The sequence below is a fragment of the Klebsiella sp. 2680 genome, assembly GCF_900198535.1.
Taxonomy (GTDB): Bacteria; Pseudomonadota; Gammaproteobacteria; order Enterobacterales; family Enterobacteriaceae; genus Klebsiella; species Klebsiella indica.
Genome location: NZ_FZNJ01000003.1, coordinates 707,961 through 727,545, shown reverse-complemented (window position 1 = coordinate 727,545; position 19,585 = coordinate 707,961). Strand labels below are relative to the sequence as shown.

At 53.0% G+C, this 19,585-nt stretch carries 21 protein-coding genes, 1 other RNA gene and 1 pseudogene; 7 read left to right on the top strand and 16 right to left on the bottom strand.

What is annotated here, in order from left to right; genetic code table 11:
- Positions 1 to 31: 31 nt before the first annotated feature.
- Both FN037_RS16560 and FN037_RS16555 read right to left on the bottom strand, forming a co-directional pair.
- A complete protein-coding gene (locus tag FN037_RS16560) occupies positions 32 to 418 on the bottom strand; it encodes a YraN family protein (protein ID WP_138362425.1) in 387 nt (128 codons plus the stop codon).
- Positions 376 to 2,454, bottom strand: coding sequence for a penicillin-binding protein activator (locus FN037_RS16555; protein ID WP_138362426.1), 2,079 nt, complete (start codon positions 2,452 to 2,454; stop codon positions 376 to 378). Before FN037_RS16555 ends, FN037_RS16560 begins: the two co-directional genes overlap by 43 nt.
- A 63-nt stretch (positions 2,455 to 2,517) precedes the next feature.
- Here FN037_RS16555 and rsmI point away from each other — a divergent pair, with 63 nt between their 5' ends.
- Entirely contained in the window at positions 2,518 to 3,381 is an 864-nt protein-coding gene (rsmI, locus tag FN037_RS16550) for a 16S rRNA (cytidine(1402)-2'-O)-methyltransferase (RefSeq protein WP_142502736.1), read from the top strand.
- Between the two features lie 148 nt (positions 3,382 to 3,529).
- On the opposite strand, the pseudogene FN037_RS16545 reads toward rsmI, so the two are convergent.
- Together FN037_RS16545 and garD are read right to left on the bottom strand one after the other, a co-directional pair.
- Positions 3,530 to 3,705: pseudogene (locus tag FN037_RS16545) on the bottom strand (class II fructose-bisphosphate aldolase); the annotation flags it as partial.
- Between the two features lie 125 nt (positions 3,706 to 3,830).
- On the bottom strand, positions 3,831 to 5,402 hold the full coding sequence (gene garD, locus FN037_RS16540) for a galactarate dehydratase (protein ID WP_142502735.1): 1,572 nt from the start codon (positions 5,400 to 5,402) through the stop codon (positions 3,831 to 3,833).
- Positions 5,403 to 5,789: 387 nt separating this feature from the next.
- Between garD and garP the strand changes: the two genes are divergently transcribed.
- The 5 genes from garP (at position 5,790) to rnpB (ending at position 10,621) form a co-directional block, all read left to right on the top strand.
- Positions 5,790 to 7,157, top strand: a complete 1,368-nt coding sequence (gene garP, locus FN037_RS16535; RefSeq protein ID WP_142502734.1) for a galactarate/glucarate/glycerate transporter GarP — start codon at positions 5,790 to 5,792, stop codon at positions 7,155 to 7,157.
- Positions 7,158 to 7,185: 28 nt separating this feature from the next.
- Positions 7,186 to 7,956 (top strand): 2-dehydro-3-deoxyglucarate aldolase, encoded by a 771-nt coding sequence (gene garL, locus FN037_RS16530; protein WP_142502733.1) that lies wholly within the window; start codon positions 7,186 to 7,188, stop codon positions 7,954 to 7,956.
- Between the two features lie 152 nt (positions 7,957 to 8,108).
- Positions 8,109 to 8,999 (top strand): 2-hydroxy-3-oxopropionate reductase, encoded by an 891-nt coding sequence (gene garR / locus FN037_RS16525; RefSeq protein ID WP_142502732.1) that lies wholly within the window; start codon positions 8,109 to 8,111, stop codon positions 8,997 to 8,999.
- Between the two features lie 65 nt (positions 9,000 to 9,064).
- Positions 9,065 to 10,210: a glycerate 2-kinase gene (garK, locus tag FN037_RS16520; protein WP_142502731.1), complete on the top strand. Its 1,146-nt coding sequence runs from the start codon at positions 9,065 to 9,067 to the stop codon at positions 10,208 to 10,210.
- A 32-nt stretch (positions 10,211 to 10,242) separates the two neighbouring features.
- An RNA gene (rnpB, locus tag FN037_RS16515) (RNase P RNA component class A) lies at positions 10,243 to 10,621 on the top strand.
- Between the two features lie 934 nt (positions 10,622 to 11,555).
- On the opposite strand, the gene FN037_RS24400 is transcribed toward rnpB, so the two are convergent.
- Together FN037_RS24400 and FN037_RS16510 are read right to left on the bottom strand one after the other, a co-directional pair.
- Positions 11,556 to 11,717 carry a hypothetical protein gene (locus FN037_RS24400; RefSeq protein WP_185929277.1) on the bottom strand — a complete coding sequence of 54 codons (162 nt, stop codon included), beginning with the start codon at positions 11,715 to 11,717 and terminating at the stop codon, positions 11,556 to 11,558.
- Between the two features lie 24 nt (positions 11,718 to 11,741).
- The gene (locus FN037_RS16510) at positions 11,742 to 12,443 is read right to left on the bottom strand and encodes a pirin family protein (protein ID WP_138362448.1); all 702 of its coding nucleotides are present in this window, start codon (positions 12,441 to 12,443) and stop codon (positions 11,742 to 11,744) included.
- Positions 12,444 to 12,547: 104 nt separating this feature from the next.
- Between FN037_RS16510 and FN037_RS16505 the strand changes: the two genes are divergently transcribed.
- Positions 12,548 to 13,444, top strand: a complete 897-nt coding sequence (locus FN037_RS16505) for a LysR family transcriptional regulator (protein WP_138362449.1) — start codon at positions 12,548 to 12,550, stop codon at positions 13,442 to 13,444.
- Positions 13,445 to 13,481: 37 nt separating this feature from the next.
- On the opposite strand, the gene FN037_RS16500 is transcribed toward FN037_RS16505, so the two are convergent.
- The 10 genes from FN037_RS16500 to exuR form a co-directional block, all read right to left on the bottom strand.
- Positions 13,482 to 13,850, bottom strand: coding sequence for a DUF805 domain-containing protein (locus FN037_RS16500; protein ID WP_138362450.1), 369 nt, complete (start codon positions 13,848 to 13,850; stop codon positions 13,482 to 13,484).
- 126 nt (positions 13,851 to 13,976) lie between these two features.
- Complete coding sequence (locus tag FN037_RS16495) at positions 13,977 to 14,963, bottom strand: glutathione S-transferase family protein (protein WP_138362569.1); 987 nt, start codon at positions 14,961 to 14,963, stop codon at positions 13,977 to 13,979.
- Between the two features lie 65 nt (positions 14,964 to 15,028).
- A complete protein-coding gene (locus FN037_RS16490; protein WP_138362451.1) occupies positions 15,029 to 15,421 on the bottom strand; it encodes a DoxX family protein in 393 nt (130 codons plus the stop codon).
- Positions 15,422 to 15,776: 355 nt separating this feature from the next.
- Positions 15,777 to 16,076: a YqjK-like family protein gene (locus FN037_RS16485; RefSeq protein WP_138362452.1), complete on the bottom strand. Its 300-nt coding sequence runs from the start codon at positions 16,074 to 16,076 to the stop codon at positions 15,777 to 15,779.
- On the bottom strand, positions 16,073 to 16,471 hold the full coding sequence (locus tag FN037_RS16480; RefSeq protein ID WP_138362453.1) for a phage holin family protein: 399 nt from the start codon (positions 16,469 to 16,471) through the stop codon (positions 16,073 to 16,075). The genes FN037_RS16485 and FN037_RS16480 overlap by 4 nt, the downstream gene beginning before the upstream one ends.
- Before the next feature lie 2 nt (positions 16,472 to 16,473).
- Positions 16,474 to 16,779: a YqjD family protein gene (locus FN037_RS16475; protein WP_142502730.1), complete on the bottom strand. Its 306-nt coding sequence runs from the start codon at positions 16,777 to 16,779 to the stop codon at positions 16,474 to 16,476.
- A 44-nt stretch (positions 16,780 to 16,823) separates the two neighbouring features.
- Positions 16,824 to 17,192: a DUF1090 domain-containing protein gene (locus tag FN037_RS16470; RefSeq protein ID WP_138362455.1), complete on the bottom strand. Its 369-nt coding sequence runs from the start codon at positions 17,190 to 17,192 to the stop codon at positions 16,824 to 16,826.
- Between the two features lie 148 nt (positions 17,193 to 17,340).
- Positions 17,341 to 17,718: an EnvZ/OmpR regulon moderator MzrA gene (gene mzrA / locus FN037_RS16465; protein ID WP_171034932.1), complete on the bottom strand. Its 378-nt coding sequence runs from the start codon at positions 17,716 to 17,718 to the stop codon at positions 17,341 to 17,343.
- Between the two features lie 8 nt (positions 17,719 to 17,726).
- Positions 17,727 to 18,389, bottom strand: coding sequence for a DedA family general envelope maintenance protein YqjA (gene yqjA / locus FN037_RS16460; RefSeq protein ID WP_138362457.1), 663 nt, complete (start codon positions 18,387 to 18,389; stop codon positions 17,727 to 17,729).
- Between the two features lie 337 nt (positions 18,390 to 18,726).
- Positions 18,727 to 19,503 carry a transcriptional regulator ExuR gene (gene exuR, locus FN037_RS16455; RefSeq protein ID WP_138362458.1) on the bottom strand — a complete coding sequence of 259 codons (777 nt, stop codon included), beginning with the start codon at positions 19,501 to 19,503 and terminating at the stop codon, positions 18,727 to 18,729.
- Positions 19,504 to 19,585: the final 82 nt, after the last annotated feature.

Genomic DNA, 19,585 nt, shown 5'->3' with positions numbered 1-19,585 from the left:
GTCCTGCAACTCGAATTATTTTGGGGATACGCTATTCGCCAAAGGCGTTTTTTAGCCATTGTATGTCGTCTCCGGTGAAGGCTACCACATCGAAACGGCAATCCACAGTCTCAAAACTCCCATTATGTCGGGAAAGCCACCCACGAGCGGCTTTGAGCAGTCTTTGTTGCTTTTGTTGCGTGACGCTGGAGGCGGCATCGCCGTAGTTTGCGCTGCGACGATAGCGCACTTCCACAAATACAGTGACGCTCCCGTCGCGCATGATGAGGTCAATTTCACCGCCATGCTCGTGGACGTTAGCGGCGATAAAACGCAGACTCTGACTCTCCAGCCAGCGGCGAGCCTGGATTTCCCGGGCATTACCGGTCTGCTTACTTAGTTGGCTGCGACAATTTGCCCGCCCTGGTATTTGAGCCATGACAGTTTCCTGTTGATCACGCACTCCGGCGTGGCCGTAAGATCGCCGGTATTACCATGGAGCTCAAAACCTGGAACCTGACGCATTTGCGAGAAATGGTTGGCCAGCGACCAGGCATCGGCGCCCATAGCATACAGCCGCGCCAGCGAATAGTCGTTATGTACGGCGGCCAGCGCCTGCTGTTGCAGCGTCGGATTACTGCCTGCCAGCATCGGGATCTCGCTGTATTGCAGGCCTTCCATCTCCAGACGGAAATCCGGCCCTAAGGTTCCCTGGGCACTACGGGAACTGGCGTACAGCGTCACGCCGTTCTGGCTGCCGTTACGCAGGGCGATCATTGGCTTGATGTATCCGATTTGTTCCGGCGTCGCCAGGATATACGCGGCGTCGACGCTGCCTGTGCTGCTGACAGGCACATCGCCTGGGCCTGGCTGCACGCTATCCTGCGCTGATGGCAGGGTGGAGACCGGGGTACCGCTTAACGAGATACCGCTGTTGACGCTAGCGCGCAGCTCGGCGGTTGAGCCCAGACGCTGTTGCAGCACGGTACCGCCACCTAGCTTGAGCCACTCGTTGGCAAAGGCGTTAACCACGCGATCGCCAAGCGCGCCGCGTGGGACCAGGAGCAGCGGCGTCTGTTTGCCCTGATCGTGAATGTGATGCGCCGCATCGCGGGCTTCATCTTCCGGGGAGAGGGCGAAATAGCAGAGATTGGCGCGGCTTTCGACTTTTTCCGGCTGATTGAGCGCCAGCACGTTCAGCGAGGTATTGCTCTTGATGACCTCTTCGACGTTATTTTTCAATAGCGGCCCCACCACGATCGTTGCGCCGTCCTGCTGCACCTGAGCCAGCAACTGACTCATGGGCTGGGTTGTGGTGTCGTAAATTTTCAGTTCAGCGGAAGGGTTGGCCGGGGCTGCGGCCAGCGCCTGAGTCTGTGGAACCGCGGCCGACGGGGTGGTGGTTTCCACGTCAGTGCTGGTGGTTTCTGGCGTTGCAGCCTGCACTGTTGTTGGCGCGGTCACTGGCGCGGATGTTTGCGCCGTGGCCGGGGCATTGTTGGTAGCGGTGAGATCGGTGACTTCCGCCTGCGACGGACTTACCACTGCGCTATCAGCCACATTCGTCGCCTGGGCGACCTGGACGGGGACAGCGCTTCCCGCGACGGCAGGCACGCCGTTTTTCGCCGCTTCAAAGCCCTGCTGGATAGTCCGGCCAAAAATCGCCGCCTGACCGTTGAGCGGCAGCAGCAGCGCGATTTTATTGGTCGATGCGGCCTGGTAATTTTCCATATGAACCAGTGCTGTCGGTAGCATTTTCGCGCCCGGGTTCTGCGGGTAACGGATCTGCCAGTCTTTAATACCCGCTTTGAGCATTGTTGGATCGTTACGGTGGTCAAACCATACATGCTGCAGATCCAGCCAGCCCTGCAGAACGTTCTCGTCGGCGTTGATCACCAGCGCGTTGGCCTGCTCCTGAGTCATGGCGGTGAGCGCCTTCCAGGTCTCGTCGATATTTTTCTGTTTTTGTTGGACCTGGCCCAGCAACGGCTGTTGGGCAATCAAAGCCCGCAGCAGATTCAGCGATGGCTTCCCCTGGCTGGCGTCAATTTGCGCCTGCCAGTAGCGCGGCTGCTGATTTTGCTCAAGGCTCGCAGGGGAGAGTTTATTCAGCAGCGCCTGCGCGCCCTGGAAATCGTTCTGCGCCAGCTTCACTTCAACTGCCAGCAGAGATTGTTCGCGGCTTTGGATCGTGTTGAGGCTGGAAGGTAATTGATTGAAGAGGTCTATAGCCTGCGCCTTCTTCCCTTCCTGAAGCAGTGCACGAATGGCGAGTAATTGCCAGTTGGTCTTGCTATCATTCGAGCTTTGCTGCATCTGTTCCAGGTAGTAACTGGAGTCTGCCTGTGTCGTACCCTGCAAATACGCCGTGCTTTGGTCCGGGGTATGGGTGCCGCAGCCGGCAAAGATCAGAGCGGCCAGCAATACGGGCAGACAACGCACGGGTTTAGAACGAAGAAATGTTGACGGTACCATATGTGTCCAGTGATATTTTTTTGGCTCAATGCTCAATATTAATTCGGCAATACGGACGAAACAATGAAACAACACGAATCAGCGGATAATTCTCAGGGGCAACTCTATATTGTGCCCACTCCGATAGGAAATCTGTCTGATATCACGCAACGTGCGCTGGAAGTGTTGCAATCCGTTGATTTAGTTGCAGCGGAAGACACTCGCCATACCGGTATGCTGTTGCAGCATTTTGCGATTAACGCCCGTTTATTTGCGCTTCATGACCATAATGAGCAGCAAAAGGCTGAAACGCTGGTAGCAAAGTTAAAAGAAGGGCAAAACATCGCGCTGGTTTCCGATGCCGGAACGCCGCTGATTAACGATCCCGGTTATCATCTGGTACGTACCTGTCGGGAGGCCAATATTCGCGTGGTGCCGCTGCCGGGCCCCTGCGCGGCCATCGCGGCGTTGAGTGCGGCGGGGCTGCCCTCGGATCGTTTCTGCTACGAAGGTTTTTTGCCCGCAAAGTCAAAAGGGCGCCGCGATACGCTGAAGGCGCTGGAAGAAGAGCCGCGCACAATTATCTTTTATGAGTCAACCCACCGCCTTCTGGAGAGTCTGGAAGATATCTGCACGGTGCTGGGCGAATCCCGCTACGTGGTGCTGGCGCGTGAGCTGACGAAAACCTGGGAATCTATCTACGGCGCACCGATTGGCGAGCTGCTGGCATGGGTAAAAGAGGATGAAAACCGTCGCAAAGGCGAGATGGTGCTGATCGTCGAAGGTTTTAAAGCGCAGGAAGAGGCGTTGCCAGCGATGGCTTTGCGCACGCTGGCGCTGCTGCAGGCTGAATTACCGCTGAAAAAAGCTGCGGCGCTGGCTGCGGAGATTCATGGCGTGAAGAAAAATGCGTTGTATAAGTATGCGCTGGAGCAGCAGGGGGAGTAAGAACGGGCGTCGCCTGTTATTATCCGCCGGAGTTAATCGCGGATATAATCTTTTCCGGGGTGTTTGGTCAGGGGATGCCCTCTGACCAAAACCAGCGAACTCAGACGATTTTTACCCTAAATTCTGGTCCGCGAAAATTTTATTTGCCGAGCCGCAAACTGGCGGAATAGGCGCTACATAACGCGTAGATCTTTTCTAGGGCAATATGCTTAAAGGTGCCGGGTGTCCCGGCAATTGCATTTCGCTGCATACTTCAAGGATCGCCTGGATCGTTTCGGCATTATGGATGTTGAAGGCTGGTACCGCGTAGCCTTTTGCCTGAGCTTATCCGGCATGCATTTCACTGCGTGTTACCTGGCTTTCAGCCTCGCTTCTGCGGTGTCGATGCAGAGGTATAAACCGGGGATGGCCATACATCCCCGGTCGGCATTATGACGATCTGATATTAATTACGTCACCGGCGCCGGGTTAAACACTGACAGCTGGTTGTGCAATCCCCATTGATCCGAGAAGGTCTTCTTGCGGCCGCTGGCGACATCAAGAATAAACTCGAACAGCTTCAGCCCCACCTCTTCGATCGTCTCTTCACCGGTGGCGATAGTTCCGGCGTTGATATCCATTAAATCATACCAGCGATTCGCCAGTTCGGTACGTGTCGCCATTTTAATGACCGGCACTGCCGCCAGGCCATAGGGCGTACCGCGGCCGGTGGTAAAGACCTGCACGGTGATCCCGGAAGCCACTTGCTGGGTGCCACAGACAAAGTCGCTGGCTGGCGTAGCGGCGTAAATCAGGCCGCGTTTAGTTGGCCGCTGTCCTGGGGAGAGCACCTCAACAATTGCGCTCTTCCCGGATTTGGCGATGGACCCCAGCGCTTTCTCCACCACGTTTGCCAGGCCGCCTTTTTTGTTACCGGGGGAGGGGTTGGCGCTGCGATCGGTTTTGCCCATATCGAGATAGTCATCGTACCAGGCCATCTCTTCCAGCAGGCGTTTACCCACCTCTTCGTTGATGGCGCGCGGTGTCAGAAGATGGATTGCATCGCGCACTTCGGTTACCTCTGAGAACATGACCGTCGCCCCGCAGCGGACGAGCAGATCGGACGCGTAGCCCACAGCCGGGTTGGCGGTTACGCCAGAAAATGCATCGCTGCCGCCGCACTGCATACCGACGACCAGTTCGGACGCCGGGCAGGTTTCGCGCTGACGCTGATTCAGTTTCTGCAGATGACGCTCGGCGACCTGCAGAATGTCCTCAACCATTGATTTAAAACCGACGTGTTTCTCATCCTGCAGACTGACGATGCTGGCGCTGTCCACAGGAATGCTTTTCACATCATCGGTGCCTTTTAACAGGCGTTCCGGCTGAAGTTTTTCGCAGCCGAGACCGATAACCATCACTTCGCCGCCAAAATTCGGGTTAAGCGCAAGGTTATGAATCGTGCGGATTGGCACAACGGCGGCCGGGGCATTAATTGCTACGCCGCAGCCATAGAGGTGGTTCAGACCCACGACACCATCGACATTAGGGTATTTCGGCAGAAGGTCACGTCCGATAATTTTAACCACATAATCCACAACGCCTGCCACGCAGTGTACGCTGGTGCTAATCCCGAGCAGATTTTTGGTTCCGACGCTACCGTCGGCATTACGATACCCTTCGAAGGTATAACCTTCCAGCGGCGGCAGAGGCGCAGGGACTTTGGTGGCCAGGGGCAAGGTATGCAGCGGTGGTGCTTTTGGCAGTTCGACCAGCGATTCATCAATCCAACTGCCCTGTGGGATATCGCGTACAGCATAGCCAATTACTTCTCCATAGCGAATAATTTCTCCGTGCTCGGGAATATCACTCAGAGCGACTTTGTGGCCTTGTGGAATATGTTCGACGAGCGTGAGCCCGTCAGGAAAACGCGTACCGGCTTTTAAACCCCGATCGTTAACAATAATTGCCACGTTATCTGTTTCGTGCACTTTTATATAAAACGCCGCCGGTGATTGTTGTTTAATTTCAACGTCAGCCATTGTCCAGTATTCTCCAGGAAAGGTGCGAATAATAAAAAATAAGTTATTCAATTCATGATGTGCAGCTTTGTGAAATAAAGAATGTCAGGTGTTCAGATTTAAAAATGTGATCTAAATCACCCATCGGGCGGGAGAGGACGTACCCAGGAGAGAAATCACTGGAATTGTGCATCAGCGCCCACTGTTTGTGGCATATGCACATTAATAATGATTTTTATACATTATTTATGGTTTATATGCACAGTGCTCAATGGCCGTGAGCTGATTATACTAAATCTTACTTGCTATGCGCCGGATGAGTATATCGACACTATCTGATATTGGTTTCTGAATAACTAAAAGCGTACCTAAATAAATAGAGGGTGTGTCGTACCTGAGGAGTATAAAATGAGTCTGGATGTAACGATAGAACATAAAGAAGAAATAGAACAGAAAGAAATAGAACACAAAAAAGGTGTGCCAACCCGATATTTAATTTTGCTACTCATTTTTATTGTTACCGCTGTTAACTATGCCGACCGCGCAACACTCTCTATCGCCGGTTCGGCAGTGGCGAAAGATTTGCAGTTGAATGCGGTATCAATAGGTTATATTTTCTCCGCATTCGGCTGGGCCTATTTGCTGATGCAGATCCCCGGCGGCTGGTTGCTCGATAAATTTGGCTCGAAGAAAGTCTACTCATGCAGTCTGTTTTTCTGGTCGTTGTTTACTTTCCTGCAAGGCTTTGTGGATATGTTCCCGCTGGCCTGGGCCGGGATTTCGATGTTCTTCATGCGATTCATGCTGGGCTTCTCGGAAGCACCTTCTTTCCCGGCTAATGCCCGTATTGTGGCAGCCTGGTTCCCGACCAAAGAGCGTGGTACAGCATCAGCTATCTTTAATTCCGCACAGTATTTCTCTCTCGCGCTGTTTTCTCCTCTCCTGGGCTGGCTGACCTTCGCCTGGGGCTGGGAACACGTTTTTACCGTGATGGGGGTGATTGGTTTTATTCTGACCGGCGTGTGGATCAAACTGATTCATAACCCGACCGACCATCCGCGTATGAGCAAAGAAGAGTTGACGTTTATCTCCGCGAACGGCGCGGTGGTCGATATGGACCATAAAAAGCCGGGCAGTACAGCGGCCAGGGGTCCTAAACTTAACTATATCAAACAGCTGTTGACTAATCGCATGATGCTTGGCGTGTTCTTCGGCCAATATTTTATCAATACCATTACCTGGTTTTTCCTGACCTGGTTCCCGATTTATCTGGTGCAGGAAAAGGGGATGTCGATTCTGAAAGTGGGTCTGATGGCCTCGATTCCGGCGCTGTGCGGTTTTGCCGGCGGCGTTCTGGGCGGCGTGTTTTCGGACTCTCTGATTAAACGCGGCCTTTCAATCACGGTGGCGCGCAAACTGCCGATTGTTCTCGGAATGCTGCTCGCATCGACCATCATTCTGTGCAACTACACCAATAATACCACGCTGGTGGTGATGCTGATGGCATTGGCCTTTTTCGGTAAAGGTTTTGGCGCACTGGGCTGGTCGGTGATTTCCGATACCGCGCCGAAAGAGATTGTTGGCCTGTGCGGCGGTGTATTCAATGTATTTGGTAATGTCGCTTCCATCGTAACGCCGCTGGTGATTGGTTACCTGGTGAGCGAACTGCATTCATTCAATGCAGCCCTGGTCTTCGTTGGGTGCTCGGCTCTGATGGCGATGATTTGCTATCTGTTCGTCGTCGGCGACATCAAACGTATGGAACTGCAGAAATAACTCACGGCTAAGTGACAAGGTATAAGTAATGAAAAACGATATCTTCCCGAATAAATTTAAGGCGGCCCTGGCGGCTCATCAGGTTCAGATTGGCTGCTGGTCAGCGCTGGCCAGCCCTATTAGCACTGAAGTTCTAGGCCTCGCGGGTTTCGACTGGCTGGTGCTGGACGGTGAACATGCGCCGAACGATATTTCCACCTTTATCCCGCAACTGATGGCGCTGAAAGGGAGCGCCAGCGCACCGGTAGTGCGTGTGCCAACCAATGAGCCGGTGATCATTAAGCGCCTGCTGGATATCGGCTTCTATAACTTCCTGATCCCATTTGTGGAGACTGAAAAAGAAGCGGTTAATGCTGTAGCATCAACACGTTATCCCCCAGAAGGCATTCGCGGGGTTTCCGTGTCGCACCGCGCCAATATGTTTGGCACCGTAGCGGATTATTTCGCCCAGTCCAACAAAAATATCACCATCCTGGTGCAAATCGAAAGTCAGCAGGGCGTAGATAACGTCGAGGCGATTGCGGCCACGGAAGGCGTTGACGGTATTTTTGTCGGTCCAAGCGATCTGGCTGCCTCCTTAGGCCATCTTGGCAACGCATCTCACCCGGAAGTGCAGAAAGCTATCCAGTACATCTTTGCGAGCGCCAAAAAGCACGGTAAGCCGAGCGGTATTCTGGCGCCTGTAGAAGCGGATGCGCGTCGCTATCTGGAATGGGGGGCGACCTTTGTCGCCGTCGGCAGCGACCTGGGGGTATTCCGTTCTGCTACGCAAAAACTGGCTGATTCCTTTAAGAAATAATGCCCAATAAATTTCGAGCTGCATCAAGGCGGCAACTAAGCCAATCCCCAGGATCTCACATGAGTAAGACTGGGATGAGCAAAGGCCGCCAACGAAGAGGCTGCTTGAAAGGTGAAGGGTATAACCACCACCGAAACTAGAGAGATAAAGACATGACAGTGAAAGTTGGTTTTATTGGCCTCGGTATCATGGGTAAACCAATGAGTAAAAACCTCCTCAAGGCAGGTTACTCGTTGGTGGTTACTGACCGTAACCCGGAAGCGGTTGCAGAAGTGGTCGCCGCAGGCGCTGAAAAGGCCACTTCGGCGAAAGAGATCGCCGAACAGTGTGAGGTGATCATCACCATGTTGCCGAACTCTCCGCATGTGAAAGAGGTCGCGTTGGGTGAAGGCGGCATCATTGAAGGTGCGAAGCCGGGAACTGTTCTGATCGACATGAGTTCCATCGCTCCGCTGGCCAGCCGTGAAATCAGCGATGCGCTGAAAGTAAAAGGCGTGGATATGCTGGACGCGCCGGTCAGCGGCGGTGAACCGAAAGCCATTGATGGAACCCTGTCGGTAATGGTCGGCGGCGATAAAGCGATTTTTGACAAATATTATGATCTGATGAAAGCAATGGCAGGTTCAGTGGTACATACCGGTGATATCGGGGCGGGTAACGTGACTAAGCTGGCCAATCAGGTCATTGTGGCGCTCAATATTGCCGCGATGTCTGAAGCACTGACCCTGGCGACCAAAGCCGGTGTTAACCCGGATCTGGTGTATCAGGCAATCCGCGGCGGGCTGGCTGGAAGTACTGTGCTGGATGCAAAAGCGCCAATGGTGATGGATCGTAACTTCAAACCGGGTTTCCGTATCGATCTGCATATCAAAGATCTGGCAAATGCGCTGGACACTTCCCACGGCGTGGGCGCACAGCTGCCGTTGACGGCGGCGGTAATGGAAATGATGCAGGCGCTGCGCGCCGACGGTCTGGGGACTGCCGACCATAGTGCTCTTGCATGTTACTACGAAAAACTGGCGAAAGTGGAAGTCACACGTTAACAAGAAGGGCGCGGATATGCGCCCTGTCATTCTTGCCTTGCGCGGCACTGTCAGGCTACATAACTATGAAAATCGTAATCGCCCCAGACTCTTATAAAGAAAGCCTCTCGGCCACCGAGGTTGCCCAGGCTATAGAAAAAGGTTTTCGGGAAATATTCCCCGATGCGCTCTACGTGAAAGTCCCGCTCGCCGATGGTGGAGAAGGTACCGTTGAGGCGATGATTGCCGCGACGCAGGGAACCCGGATGAGCGTTTGTGTGACGGGGCCGCTGGGCGTACCGGTTGATGCCAGTTGGGGGCTTTCCGGTGATGGCAAAACGGCATTTATTGAGATGGCGGCGGCCAGCGGGTTGGGGCTGGTGCCGCCTGCACAGCGCAATCCGTTGTTGACCACATCGCGCGGTACTGGCGAACTGATTTTACACGCGCTGGATCATGGGGCGAAAAACATCATCATTGGTATTGGCGGCAGCGCCACCAATGACGGCGGCGCGGGGATGATGCAGGCGCTGGGCGCACGTCTTTGCGATGCCGATGGTGCGGAGATCGGCAACGGCGGCGGTTGTCTGTATAACCTCAGTTCGATCGATATTTCCGCTCTTGATGCGCGCCTGCATGATTGTACTATCCGTGTGGCTTGTGACGTGACTAATCCGCTGCTCGGCGACAACGGTGCTTCACGGATATTTGGTCCACAAAAAGGGGCTACTGAGGCGATGATCCGCGAACTGGATCGCAATCTTGAGCATTATGCTGACGTGATCAAAACTGATTTACACGTTGACGTTAAGCAGGTTGCCGGCGCAGGCGCCGCAGGCGGTATGGGCGCGGCGCTAATGGCATTTCTCAACGCTGAATTGCGCAGTGGGATCGAAATCGTGACCCAGGCGTTGAATCTGGAAGAACATATTCTCGATTGTTCGCTGGTGGTCACCGGAGAAGGCCGACTGGATAGCCAGAGCATTCACGGTAAAGTCCCGGTTGGCGTTGCGAGCGTAGCGAAAAAGTATCGTAAACCGGTGATCGGCATCGCCGGTAGTCTGACTCGCGATGTCGGCGTGGTTCATCAACATGGTATTGACGCGGTATTTAGCGTGTTGACTTGCGTAACGACTCTGGAAGAGGCATTTCGCGGCGCGGCGGATAACATTTATCATGCGTCGCGTAATATTGCGGCGACATTGCAGGTCGGGATGGCGACGGAAGGATGACAATCGGCGGTAAACCCTCTATACTGCGCGCCGAAGCTGACCAGACAGTCGCCGCTTCGTCGTCGTCCTCTTCGGAGGAGACAGGCGGAGGGGAGGAAAGTCCGGGCTCCATAGGGCAGGGTGCCAGGTAACGCCTGGGGGGCGTAAGCCCACGACCAGTGCAACAGAGAGCAAACCGCCGATGGCCTGCGTAAGCAGGATCAGGTAAGGGTGAAAGGGTGCGGTAAGAGCGCACCGCGCGTCTGGTAACAGTTCGCGGCACGGTAAACTCCACCCGGAGCAAGGCCAAATAGGGGTTCATAAGGTACGGCCCGTACTGAACCCGGGTAGGCTGCTTGAGCCAGTGAGCGATTGCTGGCCTAGATGAATGACTGTCCACGACAGAACCCGGCTTAACGGTCAGCTTCAACTTCTTTAAAAACAATACGTTGGTGTATCTCAGATACAAATGGGATACGCCAACGGTTGTCACATTCCCCCGCACACAGTCTGATTGTGTCGATTCTTGTTTTATCGGTTGTCCGTTTTTCTGCTAGTCAGTTTACAGCACGTTGAAGGATGAATGAGTCCGTCTGAGGCGGGAATTTCAGCTGATGACATCAACTGTGGCGCCGCCTCGTTCATATCTGATAAGGAATTTATATACTTTGTCGCAAGTTACGGTAATCTCATTGCCAGAGAAAGAGGGCCTGATATCGTCTACTTTGTCGCATTCGTAACCAACGTAGCGAATCTCAGACTGTATCTTTTCCGGGCTAATGTTCTCTGTCGCATCAGCACAGGCAGGGATTCCGCATGTAAGAAGCATCAATAACATGATTTTAAACATGAATGGCTGCCCACTTTAATTTTTCAGCTCCCGGACTGACGCCTGAATGCCACATTAGACCGATCGATTAATTTAATTGAAAATTAATTATTGATCGTAAAAAACGATCAATCAAGTGGTTAATCGATAGACAATCTCACGCTTTATTCGGCGCGTAAGGCGCCAGGGAAAAGACGAACATCGTGATATCCGTGGGGTGCAGGGTACATACCGATACTACAGTTGGCTTGATCAATCCATGAGAGTTGCTGATTTCCGGGGCGGCATGATAAGCGCTGTTCAGAAATCGTGGGAATGTGCGGGTTGTGGGAGGGGGAATATGGGTATGAGGCTGGTCGCACCGCATGATCTGCGAAAAAGGCCCATCAAATGAGGCAATTCAGTTAAGCGTCTGGTTCATCAGGGCGAGTTCACTTGCCATTATTGCCCTGCAACGTGAATTATTTAGGGGATAAAGATTTCATTCCAGGAATTCAGTGAGTTGACCATCGGCCCCGGAAGGGGCCATGGTGGGGATCAGGCTACGCTTTCTTCATCCTGGAGCCGGATCTCAGCTTCCGCAACGATCGCTTCCAGTTCACTTAACATCTCTTCATAACCAAAATTGACTGCGATCTTGTCTTCCGGTTGAGGTTGTTGCGCCGGTATCACCGTTTTTTTCGCTTTCTTCTTGCTCACAGGCAAACTCCCTTGCTGCCGTTATTATACGGGTAAATCTATCAGCAAAGCGCGCAGCGGGGTATCGGCGACAAGGGTAATGTTAGCTTCATCACGAATAAATGCACCATCACCGCAGGTCAGGGACTGTTTCTCTTCTTCATGCGCAAGCGCGTGTACCGTCCCGTGAATCGACTGCAGGTAGGCTCGCGGGCCGTGAAGCTGTACATTGAGCTGTTCACCTTTCGTCAGGTTGATATGGTGAATCCATACCTGCTGGCGCAACTGGAGACTATTCTGGCTACCGTCTGGCGAAGCCAGCAGCTGCCGCGTTCCGGCGGCGATAGCGACTTTTTGCACCAGCGGATTTTCGTGCTGCGGACAGGCGTCCAGCCACAGCTGCATTCGCGTCAGTGACGTCTCTTTGCTCAGGTTGTGTTCGCTATAGCTGACGCCGGCTTGCGTCGAGAGTAGTAGCGCCTCGCCGGCTTTTGCCTGGATATGGTTGCCGTCGCTGTCGCGATACTCTGCTTCACCTTCCAGAATCAGGTTCAGAATATCGACTTTCGGGTAGGTGCGTGGCTGGAATGAGGCACCGGGGGCCAGGACTTCCTGGTTAAGCACGCGTAACGATGCGTAACCTAACAATTTGGGGTCGAAGTAGTGGCCAAAGGAAAAGGTATAGCGGGCCTGCAGCCAGCCGAAGTCTGCTTGACCGCACTGTTTGGCTGTTCGGGTTGTAATCATTTTCTTGACCTCTCTTTACACTAAATCAATGGTAAAGGTATGGACGCTGTATTGTTAGCCAGATATTCTGCCCGGTATGTTCAAATTTCCTGAATGAGACTGTGATGGCGAAAGAGAGAGCATTAACGCTGGAGGCGTTACGCGTAATGGATGCGATTGATCGCCGCGGAAGTTTTGCCGCGGCGGCCGATGAGCTTGGTCGTGTGCCCTCAGCGCTGAGCTATACCATGCAAAAGCTGGAAGAGGAACTTGATGTCGTATTATTTGACCGCTCAGGCCATCGAACAAAGTTCACCAACGTTGGCCGAATGCTGCTGGAGCGCGGGCGTATTTTGCTTGAAGCGGCAGATAAGCTGACGACTGACGCTGAGGCGTTGTCGCGCGGTTGGGAAACGCATCTGACCATTGTTACCGAAGCGCTGGTGCCCACCACCGACCTGTTTCCGCTAATTGAAAAGCTGGCGACCAAATCCAACACTCAGTTATCGATTATTACCGAAGTGCTGGCCGGTGCCTGGGAGCGTCTTGAACAGGGGCGGGCGGATATTGTCGTCGCCCCGGATATGCATTTTCGCTCATCGTCGGAAATCAACTCCCGCAAACTCTATTCGGTGATGAACGTCTATGTCGCCGCGCCAGATCATCCGATTCACCATGAGCCGGAGCCGCTTTCTGAAGTGACCCGCGTGAAGTATCGCGGCATCGCGGTGGCCGATACCGCCCGTGAACGCCCGGTGCTGACGGTGCAACTGCTCGACAAACAGCCGCGACTAACGGTAAGTACGATTGAAGATAAACGCCAGGCGCTGCTGGCAGGTTTAGGCGTCGCCACGATGCCGTATCCGCTGGTTGAGCAGGATATTGCCGAAGGACGCTTACGGGTGGTCAGCCCGGAATACAGCAACGAGATCGATATTATTATGGCCTGGCGTCGCGACAGCATGGGTGAAGCGAAGTCATGGTGCCTGCGGGAGATCCCGAAGCTGTTTATGGGTAGATAAAACACAATGTGTCCCTTTTTGACGAGGGGCACATTGTTTAGTCAGAGATCAGTTTTGGATCCGGCCCAAAACGGTTATTGCCGGGAGTGCCGTTCTGACAATTGAAAATAATGATCACCAGCCAGCCGATCACGGGTATCAGCAGCAATAACAGCCACCATGCCGATCGGTCGGTGTCATGCAGACGACGAAACTGTACTGCCCACCAGGGTAAAAATACCAGCACGCCATAAATGGTCGTCAGAATGCCTTCATCGCCCGCACGCTGCCAGCCGAGCATTTTATCAATCATGCTGAGTACGACGGTCAGGATGATGTTGATCAGAATAAACATCCAGTACTCTTTGCGTCGGGCGCGGCCGCTAAATCCAATATAATTTTTTATGACTTTAAGGTACCAGTCCATTTTTATGCCTCAATTAATCATCAATCACTTGTTTTTAAAGCGATCTTAATAAGAATAGACGTGAATGAAATACAGGTAAATATTTATGATGTGAATTGTTGGGTGCCTGAAACGGCACCCAATCTCTTAGCGAAAGCGAAGATCGCGGCCGTGCGGTTCGTTAAGATCCTGATGTGGGCCGACGGAGATAATTCCGGTTGGATTAATGGTCTTATGGCTACGGTAGTAGTGGTTGCGGATATGGGCAAAGTTCACTGTTTCAGCGATGCCCGGTATCTGGTAGATATCGCGCAGGAAGCCATAAAGGTTGAGATAATCGCTGATGCGGCGCTTGTCGCATTTAAAGTGGGTCACATATACAGGATCGAAACGAACCAGCGTGGTCCACAGGCGAATATCCGCTTCCGTCAATTGATTACCGGTCAGGAAGCGATGTTGACCCAGGATTTGTTCCAGGCGTTCCAGGGCGCTAAATACCGCCTCGACCGCCTCATCATAGGCCTGCTGGCTGGTGGCGAATCCGGCTTTATAGACGCCGTTGTTGACATTGTTGTAAATCCAGCCATTCAGTTCATCAATTTGTTCACGCAGTTCTGGCGGGTAGTAATCGCCGGCCCTGGCGCCCAGTGCGTCGAAGGCGGTATTAAACATGCGGATGATTTCCGCCGACTCATTACTGACGATGGTTTGCTGTTTTTTATCCCATAATACCGGCACCGTGACGCGTCCGCTGTAGTGCGGATCGGCATGCAGATACAGTTGATAAAGAAACTCGTGCTGATAGAGCGTGTCGCCCGTGGCGGCCGGGAAACTGTCGTCAAAGGTCCAGCCGTTTTCGAACATTAAGGGATTGACCACTGAAACGGGAATAAAAGGTTCCAGTCCCTTTATCTTGCGAAAAATTAAAGTGCGATGGGCCCAGGGACAGGCAAGAGAAACGTACAGATGATAGCGGTCTTTTTCTGCTGCGAATCCTCCCTCGCCGCCCGGGCCAGGCGTACCATCGGCGGTTATCCAGTGGCGAAACGCGGAAACAGAACGTTTAAAACGCCCTCCGGTGGATTGGGTGTCATACCAGGTATCGTGCCAGACGCCGTCAATTAATTGTCCCATCATCTCCTCCTTCAGATAGTAAAAGCGAGGAGATCTCCCCTCGCTTTTGTATCAGTATAGTGAGCTTACCACTTTTTATTCAGCACCCGGTCGAGACTAAATGCGCCCGGGCCGGTGATAGCCAGCAGCAGGTAGCCGCCTGCGATGGTCAGGTTTTTCATGAACATCAGCGAGTTCATGCCTTCAGCAAAGTTGCTGTGGAACAGGAATGCGGCCAGCAGAGAGAAGCCCGCGGTGAACAGCGCGGTAGTACGGGTCAGGAAACCGAACAGAATAGCCAGACCACCGCCAAGCTCAAGCAGAATAACCAGTGGCAACATGAATCCGGGCACGCCCATGGCTTCCATATATTGTTGAGTACCCGCATAACCGGTGATTTTTCCCCAACCTGCGGTGATAAACAGAATGGGCATCAGAATGCGCGCTACCAGTACACCAACATCTTCTAATTTTTTCATTTTCTACTCCAGAAAACCCAAAGGGCGGCGATTTTGTTTTTAGCGCAATCCAGCGTATGACGCGGGGTTGCTGTCGATGGAGAGAATATTAGCGAGGCTGAGAGGGAATTGTTAGCAAGGAAAACTGTAGATCTTTTTCAAAGATTCTGAGTAACAATTGAAAAAGATAATGAATGACTGAACCGATATAGCAGGTTGTATAGCGGTGGCCGTAGAAGGTTAACTGAGATGTGGTTCTGATATGCCTGAGACTAACAGAAGAGCTGGCCTGCGCAATCCGCGATTGCCTGCAGGCCCAGACAAGGCAGACAGGTCGGTCATACCCGGAAGGTGCACCTGCCCACGCAATTCGGCCTCAGTGAGATGAGCGCTGAGGCAGCAGCCGTCGGGCCATGCGCCAGGTGCTCCAGAGACCCACGCCGCGTTTCGCCCAGCGCAGCAAAAAACGTGGATGACGCACTGACCATACGGCGAAGAGGCCGCTGCCGACCATTGCCCATGAACGCAGGTTAAGCAAAGTATGCCAGCCGCGGTCTATCGGCGCGGTCGCTTCCAGCCAGCGCCGGCGGCTGGCGTTGAGATCCAGCCGCTGCTGTTGGATTTCGCGCAGCAGGCGCGCTTTTTGCCTTTCACGTTCCTGTTGGCCGCGGCTCATGACTTATCGTCCTCCAGCAACGCCCGGTCGTTAGCCAGTTCCTGACGCGTAAGACGCAGAAATGTTGAACGTCGGGCCTTACGTAACGTCCAGATGCCGCCGATAATCGCCGCCAGCAACAGCGTCACGGTGGTGGCGATCATCACGTTCAGCCGATACTGGGCATCGACAGCCCAGATAATAAGGACTAACAGGCTCATCAGGCCGAACGCGGCAAACAGCAGGGTCAGCCCGAGCATCAGAAACAGCTGAAAGAGATTGGCTTTTTCCTCTTCCAGCTCCACGACCACCAGGCGAAGGCGCGTTTCCACCATTTCAACCAACAGCGTAACGATCCGTTGCCCGATGCCGAAAATGCTTTGCCCCGGCCCTTGCGTGTGTTGAGAATTCGCCATAATTAGCGGCGTGTCAACAGAACACCCAGCACCAGCCCGACGGCTGCGCCAATTCCCACGCCGGTCCACGGGTTTTCACGAACGTATTCATCCGCGCGGGCGGCGGTTTCGCGCGTTTGTTTTACGATGGCGTCGCCGGTTTCGCCCATGCGAACGCGGCTTTCTTTCAGCACGCTTTCGGCTTTACTGCGCAATTTACCAATCTCTTCCTTCGACTTATACGCGGAGGAGTTCAGCACTTCTTCCAGGGTATCCGCCAGCGTCTTCAGTTCCGCACGCAGGTCTTCTGCAACGTTATCTTTAGCCATGTTTATCTCCTGTTAAAGTGGTCCATATGGGGTTGCGCGATAGATTAATACTCACGAGATTGCAGCGTTTTCAATTCACGCTGCGCTTCATCAAGTTTACGTTGGCGCTTGTTGATTTTGTCAGCATCGCCTTTCTGTTTGGCTTCGCGCAGATCGTTCTGCCGTTCGGCTATCTCCGCTTGTTGTTTGGCAATTTTGCGTTGATGTTCAGCTTTGAGCTTGCTGTCGCTACAGTTTGCCCTGACTTCGCTAAGCGCCCGTTTCAGGCCATCAATACGGTTCTGATTATGATGTTTTTCTGCGTAGCTAATCTCCCGCTGGATATCCTGCTCTTTTTCCTGACAAGGGGAGATGGCAAAGGCGCTGGCACTCAGTGACGTCAGAACCAGAATCAACGCGACGCGGTGTTTCATGGATATTACCTTCCATTGTGTGAGGGCATACCTGAGGATATACCCGATCCAGTTGATAAATGAGAGCCCGATGACTCCCGTAACGTAAGCATAGTAAGTAAACCGGGAAATCACCAAACAGGGTGAAAATATTCGGAATTTTCGTTGATTACCCGAACCTGTGCGGGGTGTCGCGCAGACGGGCAATCCACGCGATCGGTGAGTTATCGTCTTCCTGTAAAGCGATAACATAGCCGTGCGGCAGGGCGCGGCCCAGCACTTCTTTTGCCGCCGCGCCCTGAGCGCTGGAATCAAATTTGATGATCAGACCATCTTTCTGCGGGGTAATGCTTTTAAAGCGGATGCCGTTGGCGTCGAGATGGTGCCAGACGGAAAAGCCGTCCGGCATGCTGACACCGTGATTGATGGGGCGGATAGCCAGGGTGGATTCCTGCTGTTGCATGGCGATCCAGAGCCAGAATAAACCGCACAGGAGTAGCGAGCCGCCCAGCACCCAGCCTGTCTGACGCAGAGAGGATCGTGTTATCGCCATTGTTAGCTCCGGCTTCTGTATTTTTTCTTCCACAGGACAATCAGCGAGCCTATCAGGCCAAATACCAGCAGCGCGACAGGCAGCAGCATCAGGCAGGACATCAGCTGATCTTCATATTTCAGGAATACGGGCGTTTTTCCCAGCAGGTAGCCCAGAGAGCTAAGAATCAGCACCCACAACAGCGCGCTCATCCAGTTAAAAAACTGGAAACGGGCGCTGCTCAGACCAGAAAGCCCGGCGATGGTCGGCAGCAGCGTACGGACGAAAGCAATAAAGCGACCAATCAGCAGCGCGGAAAGCCCGTGTTTATGAAACAGATGGTGGGCGCGCTGGTGGTAATGTGACGGAAGATGAGAAAGCCAGTTTTGTACGATGCGCGTATTGCCGAGCCAACGGCCCTGAATATAACTTAGCCAGCAGCCGAGACTGGCCGCCGCGGTGAGTAATAATAACGTTTCAGGAAAACCCATCGCGCCTTTCGCGATCAGGACGCCAACCAGCACTAACAGGCTGTCACCGGGCAAAAAAGCGGCGGGCAACAAACCGTTCTCAAGGAACAAAATCATAAATAAGACAAAATACAGCATGCCAATCATGGATGGATTCGCAAGCGTTTCGTAATCCTGAGCCCATAACGCATTCAATAATTGGGTTAATAGTTCCATTCATGGTTCCTGGTACATCGGTTAACGGCACGTCTGAACGCGGTGTTTAGATGGCGACATTGTTTTTTATTGGATTATGGCCGCTACTGCGCTCTGAACGGGTCCCTGTTTAAAAGTGGAGCAAGCCAAAGCAAACTCTCAGAACGACAAAGTGCATCTAATTGTAACAAACCCACCGTCTTTACGTCATAGAAATTGCAGTTTGTTGCATTCTGATTGTGCTGATTGTGGAGAAGGGAGGCGAGTGTATTTACACAGGCTGACATTATATATGCTTTGCTTACCCTGCGGGGGGGCGGGCAGCGGCGGCGTTACTGCCCGGGGAGAAGAAAACGGTCTATTTTGTGCCGTTGGCGGCGGTATCGAGATGAACGACCGGATTTTCGGCAAACAGATAGCGATCGGCATTGAATTCAAAATCATCGCTGGTTTCGTTGAACAACATCTGTTTAGTGTTTTCCAGATGCTGCCACATGGCCAGTTTTGCCGCATGCGGATCTTTACGAATCAGCGCCTTAAGAATTTGGTCATGATCGTCGCACCAGTTATCAACGGTGCGCAGATCGATATGATCATGCAACTTTTTCCAGTACGGATTATGCACCCGTTGAGTCCACATTTTTTCAACGATGGCGGCTAACGCGCTGTTTTGCGTCGCCAGCGCGACCTGTACGTGAAACTGCAGATCCCATTCCGAATCGCGGAAGCATTTCTCTTTGCGCGCGTTTTCCTGGATTTCCATCAGCTTCATAATGTCCTGCTTGGTCACCTGCGTCGCTGCGAATTCGGCAATATTGCTTTCTATCAGCTGGCGGGCCTGCAATAGCTCGAAGGGACCGTAGCTGGCGAACTCCAGGGATTCATCGGGAATTTGCTGATGCTTCGGATGGTTGGAAATAACGTGGATGCCAGAGCCTTTGCGAACTTCAACGTAGCCTTCGACTTCCAGCATAATGATCGCTTCGCGAACGACGGTGCGACTCACGCTTTTTTCGTCAGCAATAAACCGCTCAGCAGGGAGTTTATCGCCCACAAGGTAAACACCTTGCTCAATACGCGTCTTCAGCTCCGCGGCAAGCTGCTGATACAAACGACGTGATTCAGTGAATTCCATATTCGCTCCCGGGAAATGGCGACAATATTGGATTTGTTATACCACTTTTACACGCCAGCCACCACAAGAAGAGACGAAAAAG